The organism is Vibrio neptunius (genome assembly GCF_000967495.1).
GTDB lineage: Bacteria > Pseudomonadota > Gammaproteobacteria > Enterobacterales > Vibrionaceae > Vibrio > Vibrio neptunius.
Genome location: NZ_JXXU01000079.1, coordinates 1 through 19,286, shown reverse-complemented (window position 1 = coordinate 19,286; position 19,286 = coordinate 1). Strand labels below are relative to the sequence as shown.

Below are 19,286 nucleotides of genomic sequence, written 5' to 3'. Positions count from 1 at the left end.
GGCCCCCGCAACCAAATTTAATCAATAGCAATTGCTGTTGATATGCGACACTAGCTCAGTTGGTAGAGCGCAACCTTGCCAAGGTTGAGGTCACGAGTTCGAACCTCGTGTGTCGCTCCAATTTAAAGCCTTCATCGTGCTTAACGATGATAAAGACGCAACACCCGCTCAGTTTGATTGAGCGCAACCTTGTCAAGGTTGAGGTCACACCTTTTGTTTATGAATAGGGAACCTCGTGTGTCGCTCCAATTTTCTAAGCCTTCATTATGCTTTGAATAATGAACTGCGACACTAGCTCAGTTGGTAGAGCGCAACCTTGCCAAGGTTGAGGTCACGAGTTCGAACCTCGTGTGTCGCTCCAAATTCTTCTCAGGCTTCAGATGTCTGAATTGACCTTATAGGTCACCGCTCTTTATCTAATGCTGTGAAGCATAAACCAATCAAAATCATAATTAGTCCTCCATTGCGGTGGGCGTTTTTATGTCTAAAATTCAAATCAGCACGAGATGTGCTCGTTTTATCCTTTGATGACAAGCCTCGGTGAGTCAGGGCTAGCTGTAAAGACTAACAGAGTTATCCACAATTATTTTCTGTGGATAAGTTGGTGGGTAACCTGATTATGGATGCTGGTTTGAGTCGAAGAGAAATGATCTTTTGTGTTATGAAAGTTTCTTTCTAATTCCTAATGGTAATCTAAGTCTTTGTATTAAAAGAATTTATTACTTTAGCGTTGTTAGTAAAAGAGCATCTCGTTCGATCATTAAGTGATTGTTTTTTGATCCTAGTCATTTATGACTAATGTGATTAACTTCTTTAGCTGAAAGAAAACAAGCAATCGCTCTTTCTTTTTTCCACATTCTCGTTTTTAGAGCTAAATCAAATTACGCCGTGTTATAACAGGCAAAGTTTATGCATCTCTGGGGAGTCCTTTTTGCACGATACGTATTAGCCTATTTAGCTTAGTCGATGAATGGGGTATTTGGGCAATTTGTTGCTCTATCGCCCAACGAATATGTTCATCCAGTACTTCACTCAATCCTATACGCTGCTCTAGTGCCTCAATAATATTAGCTGAATATGGCGCATTGCCCATGGCGATCGACAAATTTCTTAACCATTGGATATGACCTATTCTTCGAATGGCAGAGCCTTCCATATTTTTGAGAAATGTTTTCTCATCCCATGCAAACAGAGTAACAAGATCTGGTGAGGTTAACGCCTGCCTACGATGAAAGTCCTCGTGTTCAGTTAATTCAGAGAAGCGGTTCCATGGGCAAACAAGCTGGCAATCATCGCACCCATAAATACGGTTACCCATAGGTTTGCGGAATTCTTTAGGAATCACGCCGTCGAATTCAATGGTCAGGTAAGAAATGCATCGTCGGGCATCAACGACACCTTCTTCAATAATGGCTTGAGTAGGGCAGGAAGTGATACAAGCGGTACATTTACCGCAGTCACCTTGGTGCGCTTCATCTATGGGCAAAGGTAAATCGATGAGTAGCTCACCAAGAAAAAACCACGAACCACAATCTTTATCCAGAATGAGGGAGTGCTTTCCGGTCCAACCTAGTCCTGCTTTTTGCGCTAAAGGGCGCTCGAGAATAGGCGCGGAATCGACAAAAGGGCGGTAGCCAAACTGCCCCACTTCTTGCTCTATTTTCTGGCCTAGTTTCTTTAACTGGTTGCGAACCAGTTTGTGGTAATCTCGGCCCAGAGCATAGCGGCTTATATAAGCTTGGGTAGGATCGGCTAGGTTCGCTGCAAATAGCGCTTCAGGGGGGAGGTAGTCCATGCGGACGCTAATGACTCGCACTGTGCCAGGCAGAAGCTCAGCAGGTCGTGCTCGCATCATGCCATGACGTGCCATCCAATCCATCTCACCGTGATAGCCAGCATCAAGCCATTTTTGCAGTGCCGACTCGTGTTCACTCAGGTCAATATCGCAGATACCGGCTTTCTGGAAGCCAAGCTCTTGGGCCCAAACTTTGATCTTGTTTGCGAGCTCTTGGTAGTTCATGCTTATGACTCTGGTGAAATGGGGGGCGGATCTTAACGGATCTTTTTTGTTGAATCTAGCATCGAAGCCAGAGAATTCATGCAAAAATAGCAGGAATTTGGCTTTTACTTACACAACAGATCTTGTCTCTCAATTCCAACCCGGTTTACTATTCCTGTTCTTTTGATTTTTATATAGTCACCCAGTAGAGATTGATCTTCATGACCACGAAACATTTTGCCCTTAAAGATGAACAAGCAACAATTCAATTAGGGACAGTCTTGGCAAAGCTATGCTTTCAGCAAACTACCATCTATTTGCATGGTGATTTGGGGGCAGGAAAAACGACATTTAGCCGAGGTTTTGTGCGTGCACTGGGTCATAAGGGGAACGTCAAAAGCCCGACCTATACCCTAGTGGAACCGTATCAGCTGGACCAATGGCAAGTTTATCACTTTGATCTTTACCGTTTAGCCGATCCGGAAGAGTTGGAATTCATGGGGATCCGAGATTACTTTACGCCTGATGCTATCTGTCTGGTTGAGTGGCCAGAGAAAGGCCAGGGCTTGCTTCCTTGCGCAGATCTGGATATAGAGTTGCGTTACGATGGTGAAGCGCGTGTGGTTGATCTTACTGCCAATAACGATTATGGATCTAAATTACTTGAACAGTTGGAGTTATGACAATCAATAAATTCTTTCGAGCTGTCTCTGTCTCTTTTCTCATAGCTCTGTTTCTTTTGCCTACCCGAGTGTTGGCAAATGCTCTTGAAAGTATTCGTGTTTGGCCGTCTCCCGACGAAACCCGCGTGGTTATCGATTTGGCATCGGAGGCGGAGTATAGCTATTTTACGCTCAGTACTCCTGATCGCTTAGTAGTGGATCTCAAGCAGACTTCTATCAATACCAAATTACCGATTAACGTCGCAGAGAGCCCTGTTCTGAAAAGGATTCGTAAGAGTTCTCCGCCAAAGAAAGGGACCTATCGACTGGTGTTTGAACTCAAACGCAAAGTCAAGCCACAGTTGTTTAAGCTAGCGCCTACTCCGGGGGGACAATATGGTCATCGTTTGGTGATAGACATGCCTCATGGCGCATCCTCTTCATCTACCTCAGCAGCCAAGCCTTCCTCTTCAAGTAGTTCTCCTCAAGTGAGTCGGGATGCCTCTCAGCTATTAGGTACCGCTGATATTGTTGTTGCGATTGATGCTGGCCACGGTGGTGAAGACCCAGGCTCTATAGGACCAAACCGTAAGTATGAGAAACATGCGACACTGGCCATTTCCAAGAAAATTGCTGCTCAAATCAATGCAGTGCCTGGAATGAAAGCTGTGTTGACCCGTCGTGGTGATTACTTTGTTAATCTCAACAAGCGTTCTGAAATCGCACGTGGTAGCAAAGCGCATCTATTAGTGTCCATTCATGCAGATGGTTTCCGTACTCCGCAGCCGCGTGGAGGGTCAGTGTTTGTTCTCAATACCCGTCGAGCGAATTCAGAAATTGCCCGTTGGGTAGAAAATCACGAGGAGCAGTCGCAGTTGCTTGGTGGTGCTGGCGAGGTTCTGTCTAAAAACACCAGTGACAAGAATGTCAGTCAAACGTTGTTAGACCTGCAGTTCAGTCATTCTCAGAAAGAAGGCTACAAAGTCGCCACTAAGATCCTTAAGCAGATGAGTAGTGAGGGAATCAAACTACACAAGAAGCAACCCGTGAACGCTAGCCTCGCGGTGTTGAAATCACCTGATATTCCATCAGTGTTGGTTGAGACAGGGTTTATCACAAACCCTACAGAAGAAAAATTACTTTTCCAACGTAGTCATCAGGATAAATTGGCGCGCGCACTGACTAAAGCGATTGTTCAGTACTTTGAAGCCAATCCACCAGAAGGAACCTTGTTCGCGAATCGCGGCAAGACGATCAAGCATAAGGTTAAGCGCGGTGAATCGCTGTCAGTGATCGCCAAAAAATACGGCACGACCACGAAAGCTATCATGCAGACCAATAAGCTGAAAAGCTCTGGGCTTGCTATAGGTCAGGTACTGTCAATTCCTGGTTCAAAAGGTGCAGTGCCAGTGCCTAAAGTGACGAATCCGGTGGAAACAAAGACGATTACTCATGTGGTTCAGAGGGGAGAATACCTAGGTAAGATTGCTGCGAGATACAAAGTGTCGGTTGCAACGATAAAACGCGAAAACAAACTGCGTTCTGACACGCTTAAGCTCGGTCAAAAGCTGAAAATTACCGTCAGCATGAAAGATCAGCCATTGCGTAAACACAAAGTGAAGCGTGGTGAGTTTCTTGGGAAAATTGCCAGTCAGTATGATGTGAGTGTCAGCGCGATCCGAAAAGCTAATAATCTGCGTTCAGACGAACTGGCGATTGGTCAGGTTCTGATCATTCCTAATAAGTAGCGATAAGCATGACGATTAAAATTCTTCCAGCACGACTGGCTAACCAGATTGCCGCAGGGGAAGTGGTCGAGAGACCAGCTTCAGTCGTCAAAGAACTGGTCGAAAATAGTATAGACTCTGGTGCAACCCGGATTGATATTGATATTGAAAAAGGTGGCGCTAAGCTAATCCGTGTACGTGATAATGGCAAAGGCATCGCAAAAGATGAGCTGGGTTTAGCACTGAGTCGTCACGCTACATCGAAGATCCACTGTTTGGATGATCTAGAAGCGATCATGAGCCTGGGTTTTCGCGGTGAAGCGCTTGCCAGTATCAGTTCTGTAGCGCGCCTAACGCTAACCTCTCGCCCTGCCACACAGGACCAAGCTTGGTCTGCATACAGTGAAGGGCGCGAGATGGAAGTCAAGCTTCAACCGACGGCGCACCCTATTGGTACGTCAGTAGAAGTGTTGGATCTGTTCTTCAACACGCCAGCTAGGCGTAAATTCCTCCGTACTGAAAAGACTGAATTCACTCATATTGATGAGCTATTAAAGCGAATTGCTTTGAGCCAGTTTGATGTCACTATCAACCTGCGCCACAACGGTAAGATGATTAAGCAATACCGAGCGGCTAAAACTCAGGTCCAAGAAGAAAAGCGCATAACAGCGGTATGTGGCAATCCGTTTGTACGTAACATGCTGAAGATTGAGCTTGAACACCAAGGGCTCAAGTTGCATGGTTGGATCACCACGCCTGAAGGCGCTCGTCAGCAAAGTGACCTGCAATATTGTTACGTCAATGGCCGGATGATGCGTGATAAGTTGATCAATCACGCTATTCGTCAAAGTTATGAGAGTAGCCTCCGCCCAGAACAGTTTGCCACTTACGTGCTATTTATCGAAATAGACCCCCATCAAGTTGATGTGAATGTACACCCAGCGAAACATGAAGTGCGTTTCCATCAAGCCCGTTTAGTACATGACTTCATTTATCAAGCCTTGAGCGATGCTCTAGTTCAGAGTGCTCAGATTGATAAACCCGACATCAACGCTTCTGCATTTCACACTGAACCCGTTATACCTGAAATACCGGCCCCTTCCGCTGCCGAGCCCAATACGGTGTCTAAAAACGTGTACCGCGCAGTAGAAAAAGTGCCTGCTTATCCTGGCCAGCAAGGCTATGAAGAAAAGCGTCAAGCTGAAAAAGAGCGAACTCAGGTGTGTGAGGCTGCTGCGAGAAGTGACTGGGTAGAGTCGCGTCCTGTACCTCGGCAAAAAGCGAAATCTGAAGAGCGCTATGGAGTGCCAGCCCCAAGCAAGCAGGAAGTGCGTGCTTACAAAGAGTTACTGGAAACACCAGTATTGTCTCAGAAAGCCCCTTCAACTCCATCAGAACTCGAACCTGTGCCTTCAGCTCCTACAGGGCCTGCTGAGGTAATAGAGGCATTAGGCAAAGCTGTCTGCGTGATTCATGGCCAATACTTGCTTATGGGAGATAAACTGGGAGCTAGGGTAGTCTCAATGGCTAAAGCAGAATGGTTGCGTGTGAACGGACAGTTGTCTCTCAATGGAGGTGCATTGAAGAGTCAGCCTTTATTAGTGCCATTGTCATTGAAACTCGATCCTCAGCAGATTGAAGCCTCTCAACAGCATCACGCAATGTTGATGCAGTTTGGCATAGAGTTGAAGAGTCGAAGTTCCTCCTCATTGATGATCATGGGTGTACCTCAGCCGCTTCGTCAGCAAAATTTGCAACAATTAGTACCAGATCTGTTATCTTACGCCGCTTTGATATCAGAGAATGATCAAATACTGCCACCACAGGCGCTCTCTGATTGGTTAACCAACCAGATCACACAGGTCAAAAACGACTACACTTTGTCGGAAGCAATACAGGTCATTGCTGAGATAGAACAACTTTGGCAGGGTAACCTGCCGTTGGATGACCGTACTTTTGTTCGCCCTGTTGATTTTTCTGCAACCATTGCAGCGATGAAGTTATGAAGAATGAATTACCTTTGGCCCTCTTTCTAATGGGGCCAACCGCATCGGGCAAAACCGATCTGGCTATCCGTTTGCGAAAAAAATACCCAGTAGAGCTCATCTCTGTTGACTCTGCTTTGATTTATATGGGAATGGACATTGGCACCGCGAAGCCAGATGAAGAAGAGCAAGCACTCGCTCCTCATCGTTTGATTGACATTCTCGATCCGAGTGAAGCTTATTCCGCCGCAGACTTCCGTCGTGATGCGTTGAATGAAATGCACAAGATTGTAGAGCAAGGTAAGATCCCACTCTTGGTTGGTGGAACCATGCTCTACTACAAAGCATTACTGGAAGGTTTATCACCTCTTCCGGCTGCAAACCCTGAAATACGTCAGCAAATTGAGCAAGAAGCATTGACTCTTGGCTGGGACGTACTGCACGATCAACTCAAAGAGATTGATCCGGTTTCAGCTGAACGAATCCACCCCAATGATCCACAAAGATTGTCTAGGGCATTGGAAGTTTATCGAATTTCAGGTAAAACTCTTACTGAACTGACTCAAACCAAAGGTCAAAGCCTGCCGTTTAGGGTAAAACAGTTCGCAATAGCTCCCAAGGAAAGGGCTGAACTCCATCGCCGAATTGAGTTTAGATTCGACAAAATGATGGAAGCGGGATTTGAACAGGAGATGCGTGGCTTGTATGCCAGAGATGATCTTCATTCTGATCTTCCTTCTATTCGTTGTGTCGGTTATCGGCAGATGTGGGACTATTTGGATGGGAACTGCACACTTGACGATGCCATTTTTAAAGGTATCTGCGCGACCCGCCAGTTGGCCAAGCGACAAATCACCTGGTTACGCAGTTGGGATGATTTAACTTGGTTAGATAGCGAAAACATAGAACAAGCTCTAGAAACCGTATCAAATGCCATAGCGTCTGAAGGTTTTAGCTGTGTATAATGTGATCGCTTTTGCGTGAATGAACTCTGTAAAGGATCTGTTACTTGAAATTTGGTAACAAAGCCGCCATAACAGGTAACGACAGGGTGTTTTTTATTCGTTTAGCTCAGATGCAAAGGCGCACCTAGTTTTTCAGTGCACCACTAGCTAAATAACTAGAACAAAATTACAAAATAAGGAAAATAAAATGGCTAAGGGGCAATCTTTACAAGACCCATTCTTAAATGCATTACGTCGTGAACGTATTCCCGTATCAATCTACCTAGTAAACGGAATTAAACTACAGGGTCAGATTGAGTCTTTCGATCAATTTGTGATCTTGCTGAAAAACACCGTCAACCAGATGGTATACAAGCACGCTATCTCCACAGTAGTGCCTGCTCGTCCAGTTAGCCACCATAGTGGTGAGCGTCCTCAGGGCGGCGAGCGTCAGCAAGAGAAATCAGAAGATTAATTCTCGGAAAAAGAAATTAGTATTATTTTAAGGAGTTGATTGCTTGTTTGACCGTTATGAAGCCGGTGAGCGAGCCGTACTTGTTCATATCAACTTCACGCAAGAAGGGGAGTGGGACGATCTCAGTGAGTTTGAAATGCTGGTATCTTCGGCTGGGGTCTCAACGTTACAAGTTGTAACTGGAAGTCGCCAGTCACCACACCCTAAATACTATGTCGGAGAGGGTAAAGCTCAAGAAATTGCCCAAGCGGTGCAACTTGCTGCTGCGGATGTAGTGATATTCAATCACGCCCTCTCTCCTGCCCAAGAACGTAACCTAGAATCGTTGTGTAAATGTCGGGTTCTTGATCGTACCGGTCTCATCTTAGACATTTTTGCTCAACGTGCCCGAACGCACGAAGGTAAACTGCAGGTTGAGCTTGCTCAACTTCGTCATATTTCTACTCGACTTATTCGTGGTTGGACCCACCTTGAAAGGCAAAAAGGTGGCATTGGTTTACGTGGTCCAGGTGAAACTCAGTTAGAAACTGACCGACGTTTATTGCGTGACCGTATAAAAGCTATATTGCGCCGTTTGGAAAAGGTGGCAAAACAGCGTGAACAAGGTCGCCGAGCCAGAAATCGAGCGGAAATCCCCACTATCTCTCTGGTTGGTTACACCAATGCGGGTAAATCTACTTTGTTTAACCGCATTACTGAAGCAGGCGTTTACGCAGCTGATCAGCTGTTTGCCACTTTGGATCCAACGTTGAGAAGAATAGAGCTAGCAGATGTGGGTATAGCCATTTTGGCAGATACGGTTGGATTCATCCGCCATTTACCCCATGATCTGGTTGCTGCTTTCAAAGCAACCCTGCAAGAAACGCAGGAAGCTGACATTTTGTTACATGTTGTCGATGCCAGTGATGAGCGTTTTCGTGAGAATATTCATGCAGTTCATGATGTACTTGAAGAGATCGATGCCCATGAGGTGCCTGCTCTGATTGTCATGAACAAAATTGATAACCTCGAAGACCAGAAACCTCGAATAGAAAGGGACGAAGAAGGTGTTCCTCGTGCCGTTTGGGTTTCAGCAATGGAAGGCGTGGGTATTGAACTGCTATTTGAAGCCCTGACTGAGTGTTTAGCCAGTCAAATGGTTCAATATCAATTGCGAATACCGCCACAGCATCAGGGGCGTATTCGTAGTACATTCTTCCAGATGAAATGTATTCAACGAGAAGAATATGATCAGGATGGCAACTTGTTGATTGATGTTCGAATGCAGCAAGTTGATTGGTCTAGACTTGAAAAAAGAGAAGGGGCAGTTTTACGTGACTTTATAGTTACTTAAATGACTGCTACAGTATAACGTCATATCAAATGATGGAGCTTTCTAATGGCGTGGAATGAGCCTGGTAATAACAACGGCAACAATGGCCGCGATAACGACCCATGGGGTAATAATAATCGTGGTAACAAAGGTGGCCGTGATCAAGGACCGCCAGACTTAGACGAAGTGTTTAATAAACTGAGTCAGAAACTGGGTGGAAAGTTTGGTGGTGGAAAAGGAGGCAAAGGATCGTCTATCGGCGGTGGCGGCGGTACACTAGGTTTTGGTGTCATTGCAGTTATCGCGATAGCAATTTGGTTCTTTGCTGGCTTTTACACCATTGGTGAAGGTGAGCGTGGTGTCGTGCTACGTCTAGGTAAGTATGACCGTGTGGTTGATCCAGGTTTGAACTGGCGTCCTCGCTTTATCGATGAGTATCAAGCGGTCAACGAACAGGCAATTCGTTCGCTACGTTCTTCTGGTCTAATGCTGACAAAAGATGAAAACGTTGTGGCTGTTGCGATGGATGTTCAATATCGTGTCGCGGATCCTTACAAATACCTATTCCGCGTGACCAACGCAGATGACAGCTTACGTCAAGCAACAGATTCTGCACTGCGTGCCGTAATCGGTGATTCACTAATGGACAGCATTTTGACGAGCGGTCGCTTGTCTATCCGTCAAAACACTCAAATCACCCTCGAAGATATCGTCAATAATTATGATATGGGTATTGAAATTGTAGCGGTGAACTTTGAAGATGCTCGTCCACCTGAAGAAGTGAAAGATGCGTTTGATGATGCGACAGCGTCTCGTGAGGACGCGCAGCGCTTTAAGCGTGAAGCCGAAGCATATCAAAACGATATTATCCCTAAGGCTAAAGGTCGTGCTGAACGTCTAGTTAAAGAAGCTCAAGGCTACAGTGAACGAGTCGTAAATGGAGCGTTAGGTGAAGTCGCTCAGTTTGAGAAGTTACTCCCTGAGTACCAAGCTGCACCAGAAGTGACTCGTAATCGACTCTACTTAGATACGATGGAGAAAGTTTACTCCAGTACATCGAAAGTTCTGATTGATTCAGAGTCGAGCGGTAATCTGTTGTATCTACCTATCGATAAGCTTACCAGTGGTCAAAAAGAAACTCGCAGTCGCTCAATGAAAGAAACCTCTACATATGAAAAAATTGAGTTAGAACCGCAATCAAGTAGTGATACCAATGACTCAGGTTCTCGTTCTACCTCACGTCAAGGGAGATATTAAAAATGCGTAAGTTAATGATCCCTTTTTTGGTCGTCGCACTTGTCCTTATGTTGATGTCGCTATTTGTGATACCTGAAGGAGAGCGTGGTATCGTTGTTCGTTTCGGTCGAGTGTTGAAAGACAACAATGAGATTGCACGAATCTACGAACCGGGCTTGCACTTCAAAATGCCGCTGTTTGACAATGTCAAAACCCTAGACGCTAAGATTCAGACTATGGACGGGCGCTCGGATCGTTTCGTAACGTCTGAGAAAAAGGATGTTTTGATCGATTCGTACATAAAGTGGCGTATCGAAGACTTTGGCCAGTATTATCTTGCCACTGGTGGTGGCAACGCTAATACAGCTCAAACCCTACTAAGCCGTAAAGTAACGGACGTGTTGCGTTCAGAAATAGGTTCACGTGAGATAAAGCAGATCGTTTCTGGGCCACGTAACACAGATATATTGCCTGACAGTGCTGACGCCGATGTGGTGACCACTGAAGCTGCCAAAGAGGCATTAGAAGTTGATGGCGAGCGTGACATCATTATGAAGAACGTGCTCAACGATACGCGTAAAGATGCGATGGAAGATTTGGGTATTCATGTCTTCGACTTTAGAATGAAGAAGATTAACCTTCCAGATAGTATCAACCAATCTATCTATAATCGGATGCGCGCAGAGCGTGAGTCAGTTGCAAGGCAGTTTCGTTCAGAAGGTCGCGAGCAAGCGGAAATTATTCGAGCTCAAGCTGAATTAGAAGTGGCGACGATTCTTGCCGAGGCAGACAAAACCGCTAGAATCACTAGGGGTGATGCGGATGCTGAAGCTGCCAACATCTATGCTGAAGCTTATAGCAAGGATCCTGAGTTCTTCGGGTTTATCCGTTCATTGCGCGCTTATCAGTCTTCATTTAACAGTGAAAGCGACATTTTAGTACTGGATCCTAAGAGTGATTTCTTCCAGTACATGAACAACTCAGCAGGTACGCCTGCTAAGTAAGTTCAAACTCATCAATAAAAGGCTCCCTTGTGGAGCCTTTGTTTTTTATAGGAAAAAGCGATGACTAATTCTCTTTGGATGGCTCTGGGTCTAGTGTTGATTGTGGAAGGGTTGGGGCCTCTAATCGCACCGAACGGTTGGAGAAATATGGTCTCTCAGCTTAGTGATCAACCCGACAATCAACTTAGGCGTATCGGCGGGTGTTTAGTGGTTGCAGGTGCCGTGATTGCATACGTGTTTAGTTAGTAGTGTGGTGGCGGGGTTTCTTGGGCTGGATCGGCTAAATTAGATGAGTCCATGTTTTTGACTTTGCCCACCACGTACTTCATCTGATCCTGCATTTTCGTGATCAGCAGTTGTTGCTGACTTAGTGCATCATTGAGAGACTCAATAGTCTGCTCTTGGAAAGCAAGCTGGCACTCCATGTCGTTAAGACGGTTCTCTAGCTCTTCAATACGCTTTTCGGTCATGATTAGTTATCCACACTCCAAGCCTGGGCGATCCCTGCAGAGGTGCCCGATATCACTCGGTTCTGATTATCAAAGGCTGCATCATACACCACTGCGCGTGGAGGGCGAGTATCTTTTAAAGGCTCTGCTTCAAATCCCTCGACCTTTTTACCTGTTTGTATGTCCCAGACCATAATTCGGCTTGAAGGAGTACCAGTGACAAGGAACTGCCCGTCATCAGAGAAGCGGGCCGTTGAGAAGATCAACTGACGAGAAAAACTGCGCAGATTGGAAATTTGTTCTCCAGTTCTGAGATCCCAGATGATTGCCTGATTGCCTCCATCTGAAGTAAAGGCATACAAACCATCTCTTTGTAGGGCGACACGATTGATGCGCTGCTCATGCTCAAAGCTCTTGAGAATTTGCCCTGTACGGGTATCCCATAGATAGGCGGTATAATCATTACCTCCCGATAAAGCGAAACGACCATTAGGAGATAGGGCAACGGAATTCACTTTTTCATTATGGGCAAGGAACTCTAGGCGTCTTCCAGTGACTAAGTTGACGTAAATGGCTTTGCCATTCGATAACCCCAGCAAGACTTGTTCACCGTTGCTGGCGATGTCGATATCGCGAATTAAGCCGTCTGAGATGGACCAGAGCCCTTGAGCTTGTGTCCATGCTAAATCCCATACAGCAAAGTTTATTTGTGTTGCAGTGACGGCAAATCGGCCGTTATCTGAGATACGGATTCGAGAAACGGTACTCGCTTGAGGATCTTGTTCGCCTAATGAGGCAAGCTGTTGGCTTTCGTAGAGGTCCCACAGTACCAGTTGATGCTCTTTAGAGTACAACAGGGCAAATCGGGCATCTCGGCTTAAGGCGAAACTGGTGGTTCCCAGAGGTTCAATTACCCAGCGTTGATCATCCTGTGTGGAGAAAAAGCAGCCATTTAACGCTGCGATGACAAACGTAAGTATCAGAGTGTGAAAAATAATTCGCATTAAATACAAAGATCCGCTTTAGTTAACGTTTAATTAAAACGCATATTGGTTATAGTGGTACAACATGCTTATGAGCACCAGTCGAAATTACAGATTTGTGCGCAAAGACAAATGGTTAGCCATTAATTGGAGAATTCAATGAAATCTATTTTTAAGGTGTCACTGCTTGCAGCAACAGTAATGTTGGCGGTTGGCTGTCAAAAAGAAGAAGAAGCTAAAACAGAAGCCGCGCCTGCAGTCGAGCAAGTGCAAGCAGAAGCCGGTAAAACGGTTCACTTTAAAACCGACGATGAAAAAGCAGCTTACGCGATTGGCGTATCGTTTGCTAATTACCTAAACACTAGCTTAGACAAACCAAATGAAATTGGTATTAACCTAGATAAAGATCTCGTACTGAAAGGCATTGAACATGTGTTTGCGGGCAATCCCGAGCTTAATGAAGAAGAAACACGTTCAGCACTTGAATCACTAGACAAGCGTGTTGCTGAAACAATGCAAAAGCAAGCGGCAGAAAAAGCGGCTGAAGCAAAGAAAGCGGGTGATGATTTCCGTACTGCTTTCGAAAAGCAAGATGGTGTCAAAAAGACGGACTCAGGCCTTCTTTATCAAGTAATGACACCAGCTACAGGTGAACAGCCGAAAGACACAGATACGGTTCAGGTTCATTACAAAGGCACGTTGATTGACGGCACTCAATTCGATAGTTCATACGACCGTGGTGAACCTGCGACGTTCCCACTTAATCGCGTGATTTCTGGTTGGACGGAAGGTGTGCAGCTAATGCCTGTGGGTTCTAAGTTTAAGTTCGTTATTCCACCTGAATTGGCATACGGTGAGCAAGATACGCCAACTATCCCAGCAAACTCAACACTGGTCTTTGAAGTTGAACTACTGAAAATCGATAACGGTGAAGGTGAGCAAGCGGTTCAATAAACCACTACTCGCAGAATGAAGTAGAAAGGTCTGACGAAAGTCAGGCCTTTTTTTATGTTCTGAGCACTGTATCGCGTGAATAGTTTGTTCTAAATCACTAGATAGTGGCATTGCTAGATGTTCAATTCAAAATTTCTGATAAACTTACACCAATTTGTTGATTTTTCGCTCGTAGGCTTAAAAAGTGACAACTACAGACACAGTAAACACAGATATGTTGCTCGAAATGGAATCTGTCAATGTGATGCCATTTAGTGAGCACGACAAAATTATTCTGAGATCGTATGAAGCAGTTGTGGACGGCATTGCTAGTCTTATCGGCCCTTTTTGTGAAATCGTTCTGCATTCTCTGGAAGACCTCAATACATCAGCTATTAAAATTGCCAATGGTGAAAACACAGGGCGTCAGGTCGGTTCACCTATCACGGATTTAGCGTTAAAAATGTTACGTGATATTGAAGGCTCGGAACGTAACTTCTCTCGCTCATATTTTACCCGTGCCAAAGGTGGTGTGCTGATGAAGTCGATTACTGTTGCGATCCGTAACGGTGAAAATCGTGTTATTGGCTTGCTATGTATCAACGTGAATCTCGATGCGCCATTCTCTCAAGTATTGCAATCTTTCATGCCTACTGAAGAAGCCAAGCAAGCGGCTTCCTCCGTAAACTTTGCCAGTGATGTTGAGGAGCTGGTGGATCAGACGGTTGAGCGTACAATAGAAGAGATAAATGCTGATAAGTCGGTATCGAACAACACCAAAAACCGTCAAATTGTGATGGAGTTATTCGATAAAGGAATCTTTGATATCAAAGACGCGATAAATCGGGTTGCAGATCGTTTGAATATTTCTAAACACACCGTCTATCTCTATATCCGCCAGCGCAAAACTGAGGAAGACGAAAGTTGAATTCATTGAGCTATACCTTGGTCGTGAACGGCTCAGTTTATGGTAGTCAGTCCGCCAGAACGGCCTATCAATTTGCACGCAGCCTGATTAATAAAGGTCACCGGTTAGTGAGCGTGTTCTTTTATCAGGATGGTGTAACCAACGGAACGGCACTGAGTGTGCCAGCGAATGACGAATTTGATTTGGTCAAAGCTTGGCAATCTCTGGCTTCAGAACACGCTGTGCGTCTTGAAACTTGTGTTGCCGCCGCATTGCGTCGTGGTATCGTCAGTCAGGATGAAGCCAACCAACACAGCTTGATGCAAAGTAACCTTGCAGATGGATTTTATCAGGCAGGGCTGGGCAGTCTGGCTGAAGCCATGCTTACGCAAGATAGAGTGGTGCAGTTTTGAGCCAGTTAACCTATGTATTCCGCAGCGCCCCCCATGGCAGTGCTTCTGGTCGGGAAGGTATTGATGCTTTATTAGCAGCATCAGCGTATTGTGAAGATATCAGCGTAGTGTTTATTGGGGATGGCGTGTACCAGTTGATTGCCGGTCAGCAAACAGGTGATATTCTGAGTAAAGACTATTCACCTATGCTCAAGCTATTTGATCTTTACGACATCGAACAAGTGTACGTCTGCTCGGTTTCATTGGCGGAACGTGGGCTAGCGCAAGCAGATTTAGTGATAAACGCTGAATCGCTTTCTATTGTTGATATTCAGGCGCAGATCCATCGCGCTGGCAAAGTACTTTCTTTTTAAGGGAATCATGTTACATATTGTTAAGTCGGTAGCGGCGTTAGAAGACGTTGTAAAGGTGTATATTGACGGCGATGTTTTGTTGCTGATAGAAGATGCGGTGTATTCGGTCAATCCCCAACATAAGACTTACCCTTTGATTAAAGGCCTCAATACCTTTGTATTGCGGAATGATTTGGCAGCCCGTGGTATCCTTAACCGCACGAGTCCATCGATAGAGACGGTCGACTACGAAAGCTTTGTCGATCTGACTTCTGAGCAAGAAAACTCTCTCACCTGGGATTAAGTCTTGTCCCTAGCATACTGTGAATCAGCATTTACGGTGTACGTGTTCGAGTTGGACAAAAAAGATCCGTATATTTCTTGACACACCTCTCACTGCTGCATAGAATTTTGCGTCCCTATTTGTACGAAGTACTTCGGTACACGTGTAGATAGGGTTAGATTTTTCACAAAGCTTACTTTTAAGTAAATCAGGAGCTAGTTAATGGCAACTATTAACCAGTTGGTACGTAAGCCACGTGCAAAGCAAGTTGTTAAAAGCAACGTGCCAGCACTAGAAGCGTGCCCACAAAAACGTGGTGTATGTACTCGTGTTTACACTACTACACCTAAAAAACCTAACTCGGCACTACGTAAAGTATGTCGTGTACGTCTAACAAACGGTTTCGAAGTAACTTCGTACATCGGTGGTGAAGGTCACAACCTTCAAGAGCACTCAGTTGTTCTAATCCGTGGCGGTCGTGTTAAAGACCTTCCGGGTGTACGTTACCACACAGTACGTGGTGCACTTGACTGTGCTGGCGTAAATGACCGTAAACAAGGTCGTTCTAAGTACGGTGTGAAGCGTCCTAAGTCTTAATCGTCTTTTCTTTTAAAGAGAAGCGTTAAGTAAGGCCAAACACTAAAATTAATATTAATTTTTGAAGAAACTGTAAAGTTTTGGATAACCTGAAGAATAAGACAACGGAGAAATTCCATGCCACGTCGTCGCGTCATCGGTCAGCGTAAGATCCTTCCAGATCCAAAGTTCAAATCAGAACTGCTGGCAAAATTCGTTAACATCCTTATGGTTGACGGTAAAAAATCTACTGCAGAGAAAATTGTTTACACTGCACTAGATGCAATGGCTGAGAAATCTGGTAAAGATCACTTAGCTGTATTTGAAGAAGCTCTTGAAAATGTTCGCCCTGCGGTAGAGGTTAAATCTCGTCGCGTGGGTGGTTCAACTTACCAAGTACCTGTAGAAGTACGTCCGGTTCGCCGTAACGCACTTGCTATGCGTTGGGTAGTTGAAGCTGCGCGTAAGCGTGGTGAAAAATCTATGGCTCAACGCCTAGCTGCTGAAATGCTAGACGCGTCTGAGAACAAAGGTACTGCTGTTAAGAAACGTGAAGACGTTCACCGTATGGCAGAAGCGAACAAAGCATTCGCTCATTACCGCTGGTAATACCTTTCAGTGCCGCGAGAACCTTCGCGGCGCTACTCTAGTTCCTATGCGCAAGCTTAGGAACTATTGCTATATCTAGGGCACGTAAAAATTGCCATGAGCAGACTAAAATGCAACTAGAAATAGCAATAGTCCCTAATTCAAGAGGATTCAATCGTGGCTCGTAAAACACCTATTGAGCGCTACCGTAATATTGGTATCGTCGCTCACGTAGACGCAGGTAAAACAACCACAAGTGAACGTATTCTGTTCTACACTGGCCTTTCTCACAAAATCGGTGAAGTTCACGATGGTGCTGCTACCATGGACTGGATGGAGCAGGAACAGGAGCGTGGTATCACTATCACCTCAGCGGCTACGACGACTTTCTGGCGTGGTATGGACGCACAATTCCAAGACCACCGCATCAACATCATCGATACTCCCGGACACGTAGATTTCACTATCGAAGTAGAGCGTTCACTGCGCGTACTTGATGGTGCTGTCGTTGTGTTCTGTGGCTCATCGGGTGTTGAACCTCAATCTGAAACTGTATGGCGTCAAGCTGACAAGTACCAAGTACCTCGTATGGTATTTGTTAACAAGATGGACCGTGCAGGTGCTGATTTCCTTCGTGTAGTTGATCAAATCAAAAACCGTCTTGGTGCGAACCCTGTTCCTATCCAACTTAACGTTGGTGCGGAAGATGACTTCAAGGGTGTTATTGACCTAATCAAGATGAAGATGATCAACTGGAGTGAAGCTGATCAAGGTACAACGTTCACTTACGAAGAGATTCCAGCGGACATGCTTGAGCTTGCTGAAGAGTGGCACAACAACCTTGTTGAATCTGCAGCGGAAGCTAGCGAAGAGCTGATGGATAAGTATCTTGAAGAAGGCGAACTAACGGAAGCTGAAATCAAGCAAGCACTGCGTACACGCACACTAAATAACGAAATCGTACTGGCCACTTGTGGTAGTGCGTTCAAGAACAAAGGTGTTCAAGCGGTACTCGATGCAGTGGTTGAATTCTTGCCATCACCAATCGACGTTCCAGCGATTAAAGGTGTGGATGACAACGAGAAAGAAGTTGAACGTCATGCAGACGACAACGAACCGTTCTCAGCATTAGCCTTCAAGATCGCAACTGACCCATTCGTAGGTACGCTGACCTTTATGCGTGTTTACTCTGGTGTGGTGAACTCTGGCGACGCAGTCTACAACTCTGTGAAGCAGAAGAAAGAACGCTTTGGTCGTATCGTACAGATGCACTCAAACAAGCGTGACGAAATTAAAGAAGTTCGCGCGGGCGATATTGCGGCAGCAATCGGCCTTAAAGACGTGACAACAGGTGACACGCTATGTGACCAGAACCACAAAGTGATTCTGGAACGCATGGAGTTCCCTGATCCGGTAATTCAGATCGCGGTAGAGCCTCGCTCTGTTGCCGATCAAGAGAAAATGGGTATTGCTCTAGGTAAACTAGCGGCAGAAGATCCATCATTCCGCGTAGAAACGGACGACGAAACAGGTCAGACACTGATCTCTGGTATGGGTGAGCTTCACCTAGATATCATCGTTGATCGTATGAAACGTGAATTCAGCGTTGACTGTAATGTTGGTAAACCTCAGGTTGCGTACCGTGAAACAATCCGTGGCAACGCGGAAGTTGAAGGTAAATTTGTACGTCAATCTGGTGGTCGTGGTCAGTATGGTCACGTATGGATCAAACTGGAGCCATCTGAACCTGGCGAAGGTTTTGTCTTTGTTGACGAAATTGTGGGTGGTGTTGTTCCTAAGGAATACATCAGCTCGGTAGCGAAAGGTATCGAAGAGCAAATGAACAGCGGTGTTCTAGCGGGTTATCCTGTACTAGATATTAAAGCCACTCTGTTTGATGGTTCTTACCACGATGTTGACTCTAACGAGATGGCGTTTAAGATCGCTGGCTCGATGGCATTCAAGAAGGGTTCATTAGAAGCACAGCCTGTTCTTCTTGAGCCAATGATGAATGTTGAAGTAACCACTCCTGAAGATTGGATGGGTGATGTTGTTGGTGACCTTAACCGCCGTCGCGGTATGATCGAAGGTATGGACGATGGAGTGGCGGGTATTAAGATCATCCGCGCTCAAGTACCACTATCTGAGATGTTTGGTTACGCAACGGATCTCCGCTCTGCAACTCAAGGCCGTGCGTCTTATTCTATGGAGTTCAACGAGTACGCTGAAGTACCGAAAAACTTTGCAGATAAAATTATTGCAGACCGTGGTTACTAAGAAAACGTATTAACCTTTAAAAATAGCAAGACTTTTTTAAAGATCAATACGTCCAAATATTGCGCTGACGGACGTTGGCGCATAAAATAGCAAATTCTGGCGCGTCGTGATCAATAACGTTCGCGGCGAATCATAACTAGGAAGGAACACGATCGTGTCTAAAGAAAAATTTGAACGTACTAAACCGCACGTAAACGTTGG

20 protein-coding genes and 2 tRNA genes are annotated in these 19,286 nt (G+C 45.4%); 19 read left to right on the top strand and 3 right to left on the bottom strand.

Annotated elements, in window-relative coordinates; all coding sequences use genetic code 11:
• Window positions 1-44: 44 nt before the first annotated feature.
• Together TW84_RS21520 and TW84_RS21515 are read left to right on the top strand one after the other, a co-directional pair.
• Window positions 45-120: transfer RNA gene (locus tag TW84_RS21520), tRNA-Gly, on the top strand.
• A gap of 165 nt (window positions 121-285) precedes the next feature.
• Window positions 286-361: transfer RNA gene (locus TW84_RS21515), tRNA-Gly, on the top strand.
• 546 nt (window positions 362-907) lie between these two features.
• Here TW84_RS21515 and queG read toward each other — a convergent pair.
• Window positions 908-2,020 carry a tRNA epoxyqueuosine(34) reductase QueG gene (gene queG, locus TW84_RS21510; RefSeq protein ID WP_045977665.1) on the bottom strand — a complete coding sequence of 371 codons (1,113 nt, stop codon included), beginning with the start codon at window positions 2,018-2,020 and terminating at the stop codon, window positions 908-910.
• Window positions 2,021-2,220: 200 nt separating this feature from the next.
• On the opposite strand from queG, the gene tsaE reads away from it, so the two are divergent.
• From tsaE to TW84_RS21465, 9 genes are all read left to right on the top strand, one after another.
• Window positions 2,221-2,682: a tRNA (adenosine(37)-N6)-threonylcarbamoyltransferase complex ATPase subunit type 1 TsaE gene (gene tsaE, locus TW84_RS21505; protein WP_045977664.1), complete on the top strand. Its 462-nt coding sequence runs from the start codon at window positions 2,221-2,223 to the stop codon at window positions 2,680-2,682.
• A complete protein-coding gene (locus TW84_RS21500; RefSeq protein ID WP_045977663.1) occupies window positions 2,679-4,409 on the top strand; it encodes a LysM peptidoglycan-binding domain-containing protein in 1,731 nt (576 codons plus the stop codon). Before tsaE ends, TW84_RS21500 begins: the two co-directional genes overlap by 4 nt.
• Window positions 4,410-4,417: 8 nt before the next feature.
• On the top strand, window positions 4,418-6,394 hold the full coding sequence (gene mutL, locus TW84_RS21495) for a DNA mismatch repair endonuclease MutL (RefSeq protein ID WP_045977662.1): 1,977 nt from the start codon (window positions 4,418-4,420) through the stop codon (window positions 6,392-6,394).
• Window positions 6,391-7,338, top strand: coding sequence for a tRNA (adenosine(37)-N6)-dimethylallyltransferase MiaA (gene miaA, locus TW84_RS21490; protein ID WP_045977661.1), 948 nt, complete (start codon window positions 6,391-6,393; stop codon window positions 7,336-7,338). The genes mutL and miaA overlap by 4 nt, the downstream gene beginning before the upstream one ends.
• Before the next feature lie 187 nt (window positions 7,339-7,525).
• Entirely contained in the window at window positions 7,526-7,792 is a 267-nt protein-coding gene (gene hfq / locus TW84_RS21485) for an RNA chaperone Hfq (RefSeq protein ID WP_006957051.1), read from the top strand.
• 43 nt (window positions 7,793-7,835) lie between these two features.
• Window positions 7,836-9,125: a ribosome rescue GTPase HflX gene (gene hflX / locus TW84_RS21480; RefSeq protein WP_045977660.1), complete on the top strand. Its 1,290-nt coding sequence runs from the start codon at window positions 7,836-7,838 to the stop codon at window positions 9,123-9,125.
• Between the two features lie 45 nt (window positions 9,126-9,170).
• Window positions 9,171-10,361, top strand: coding sequence for an FtsH protease activity modulator HflK (hflK, locus tag TW84_RS21475; RefSeq protein WP_045977659.1), 1,191 nt, complete (start codon window positions 9,171-9,173; stop codon window positions 10,359-10,361).
• Between the two features lie 2 nt (window positions 10,362-10,363).
• Complete coding sequence (hflC, locus tag TW84_RS21470; protein WP_045977658.1) at window positions 10,364-11,344, top strand: protease modulator HflC; 981 nt, start codon at window positions 10,364-10,366, stop codon at window positions 11,342-11,344.
• Between the two features lie 60 nt (window positions 11,345-11,404).
• On the top strand, window positions 11,405-11,590 hold the full coding sequence (locus tag TW84_RS21465) for a DUF2065 domain-containing protein (protein WP_045977657.1): 186 nt from the start codon (window positions 11,405-11,407) through the stop codon (window positions 11,588-11,590).
• On the opposite strand, the gene TW84_RS21460 is transcribed toward TW84_RS21465, so the two are convergent.
• Both TW84_RS21460 and TW84_RS21455 read right to left on the bottom strand, forming a co-directional pair.
• Window positions 11,587-11,814 carry a SlyX family protein gene (locus TW84_RS21460; protein WP_045977656.1) on the bottom strand — a complete coding sequence of 76 codons (228 nt, stop codon included), beginning with the start codon at window positions 11,812-11,814 and terminating at the stop codon, window positions 11,587-11,589. The genes TW84_RS21465 and TW84_RS21460 overlap by 4 nt on opposite strands.
• A 2-nt stretch (window positions 11,815-11,816) precedes the next feature.
• Complete coding sequence (locus TW84_RS21455) at window positions 11,817-12,797, bottom strand: WD40 repeat domain-containing protein (RefSeq protein WP_045977655.1); 981 nt, start codon at window positions 12,795-12,797, stop codon at window positions 11,817-11,819.
• Between the two features lie 138 nt (window positions 12,798-12,935).
• Here TW84_RS21455 and fkpA point away from each other — a divergent pair, with 138 nt between their 5' ends.
• From fkpA to fusA, 8 genes are all read left to right on the top strand, one after another.
• Window positions 12,936-13,730 (top strand): FKBP-type peptidyl-prolyl cis-trans isomerase, encoded by a 795-nt coding sequence (gene fkpA / locus TW84_RS21450; protein WP_045977654.1) that lies wholly within the window; start codon window positions 12,936-12,938, stop codon window positions 13,728-13,730.
• A gap of 184 nt (window positions 13,731-13,914) precedes the next feature.
• A complete protein-coding gene (locus tag TW84_RS21445; protein ID WP_039951057.1) occupies window positions 13,915-14,637 on the top strand; it encodes a helix-turn-helix transcriptional regulator in 723 nt (240 codons plus the stop codon).
• Window positions 14,634-15,029 carry a sulfurtransferase complex subunit TusD gene (gene tusD, locus TW84_RS21440; protein ID WP_157634079.1) on the top strand — a complete coding sequence of 132 codons (396 nt, stop codon included), beginning with the start codon at window positions 14,634-14,636 and terminating at the stop codon, window positions 15,027-15,029. The genes TW84_RS21445 and tusD overlap by 4 nt, the downstream gene beginning before the upstream one ends.
• Window positions 15,026-15,382, top strand: coding sequence for a sulfurtransferase complex subunit TusC (gene tusC / locus TW84_RS21435; RefSeq protein WP_045977653.1), 357 nt, complete (start codon window positions 15,026-15,028; stop codon window positions 15,380-15,382). Before tusD ends, tusC begins: the two co-directional genes overlap by 4 nt.
• A 7-nt stretch (window positions 15,383-15,389) precedes the next feature.
• A complete protein-coding gene (gene tusB, locus TW84_RS21430; protein WP_045977652.1) occupies window positions 15,390-15,665 on the top strand; it encodes a sulfurtransferase complex subunit TusB in 276 nt (91 codons plus the stop codon).
• 201 nt (window positions 15,666-15,866) lie between these two features.
• Window positions 15,867-16,241 carry a 30S ribosomal protein S12 gene (gene rpsL, locus TW84_RS21425; protein WP_004399892.1) on the top strand — a complete coding sequence of 125 codons (375 nt, stop codon included), beginning with the start codon at window positions 15,867-15,869 and terminating at the stop codon, window positions 16,239-16,241.
• Window positions 16,242-16,358: 117 nt separating this feature from the next.
• Window positions 16,359-16,829: a 30S ribosomal protein S7 gene (gene rpsG, locus TW84_RS21420; protein ID WP_006957063.1), complete on the top strand. Its 471-nt coding sequence runs from the start codon at window positions 16,359-16,361 to the stop codon at window positions 16,827-16,829.
• A gap of 156 nt (window positions 16,830-16,985) precedes the next feature.
• Window positions 16,986-19,085, top strand: coding sequence for an elongation factor G (gene fusA, locus TW84_RS21415; protein WP_045977651.1), 2,100 nt, complete (start codon window positions 16,986-16,988; stop codon window positions 19,083-19,085).
• The last annotated feature ends 201 nt before the right edge of the window (window positions 19,086-19,286 follow it).

Bases quoted from the DNA above. Each gene is read 5' to 3' on its own strand.
- TW84_RS21500 (WP_045977663.1), top strand. From the start codon at position 2,679: ATGACAATCAATAAATTCTTTCGAGCTGTCTCTGTCTCTTTTCTCATA.
- rpsG (WP_006957063.1), top strand. From the start codon at position 16,359: ATGCCACGTCGTCGCGTCATCGGTCAGCGTAAGATCCTTCCAGATCCA.
- miaA (WP_045977661.1), top strand. From the start codon at position 6,391: ATGAAGAATGAATTACCTTTGGCCCTCTTTCTAATGGGGCCAACCGCA.
- queG (WP_045977665.1), bottom strand. From the start codon at position 2,020: ATGAACTACCAAGAGCTCGCAAACAAGATCAAAGTTTGGGCCCAAGAG.
- rpsL (WP_004399892.1), top strand. From the start codon at position 15,867: ATGGCAACTATTAACCAGTTGGTACGTAAGCCACGTGCAAAGCAAGTT.
- TW84_RS21465 (WP_045977657.1), top strand. From the start codon at position 11,405: ATGACTAATTCTCTTTGGATGGCTCTGGGTCTAGTGTTGATTGTGGAA.
- tusB (WP_045977652.1), top strand. From the start codon at position 15,390: ATGTTACATATTGTTAAGTCGGTAGCGGCGTTAGAAGACGTTGTAAAG.
- hflK (WP_045977659.1), top strand. From the start codon at position 9,171: ATGGCGTGGAATGAGCCTGGTAATAACAACGGCAACAATGGCCGCGAT.
- mutL (WP_045977662.1), top strand. From the start codon at position 4,418: ATGACGATTAAAATTCTTCCAGCACGACTGGCTAACCAGATTGCCGCA.
- hflC (WP_045977658.1), top strand. From the start codon at position 10,364: ATGCGTAAGTTAATGATCCCTTTTTTGGTCGTCGCACTTGTCCTTATG.
- tsaE (WP_045977664.1), top strand. From the start codon at position 2,221: ATGACCACGAAACATTTTGCCCTTAAAGATGAACAAGCAACAATTCAA.
- fkpA (WP_045977654.1), top strand. From the start codon at position 12,936: ATGAAATCTATTTTTAAGGTGTCACTGCTTGCAGCAACAGTAATGTTG.
- TW84_RS21455 (WP_045977655.1), bottom strand. From the start codon at position 12,797: ATGCGAATTATTTTTCACACTCTGATACTTACGTTTGTCATCGCAGCG.
- hfq (WP_006957051.1), top strand. From the start codon at position 7,526: ATGGCTAAGGGGCAATCTTTACAAGACCCATTCTTAAATGCATTACGT.
- TW84_RS21460 (WP_045977656.1), bottom strand. From the start codon at position 11,814: ATGACCGAAAAGCGTATTGAAGAGCTAGAGAACCGTCTTAACGACATG.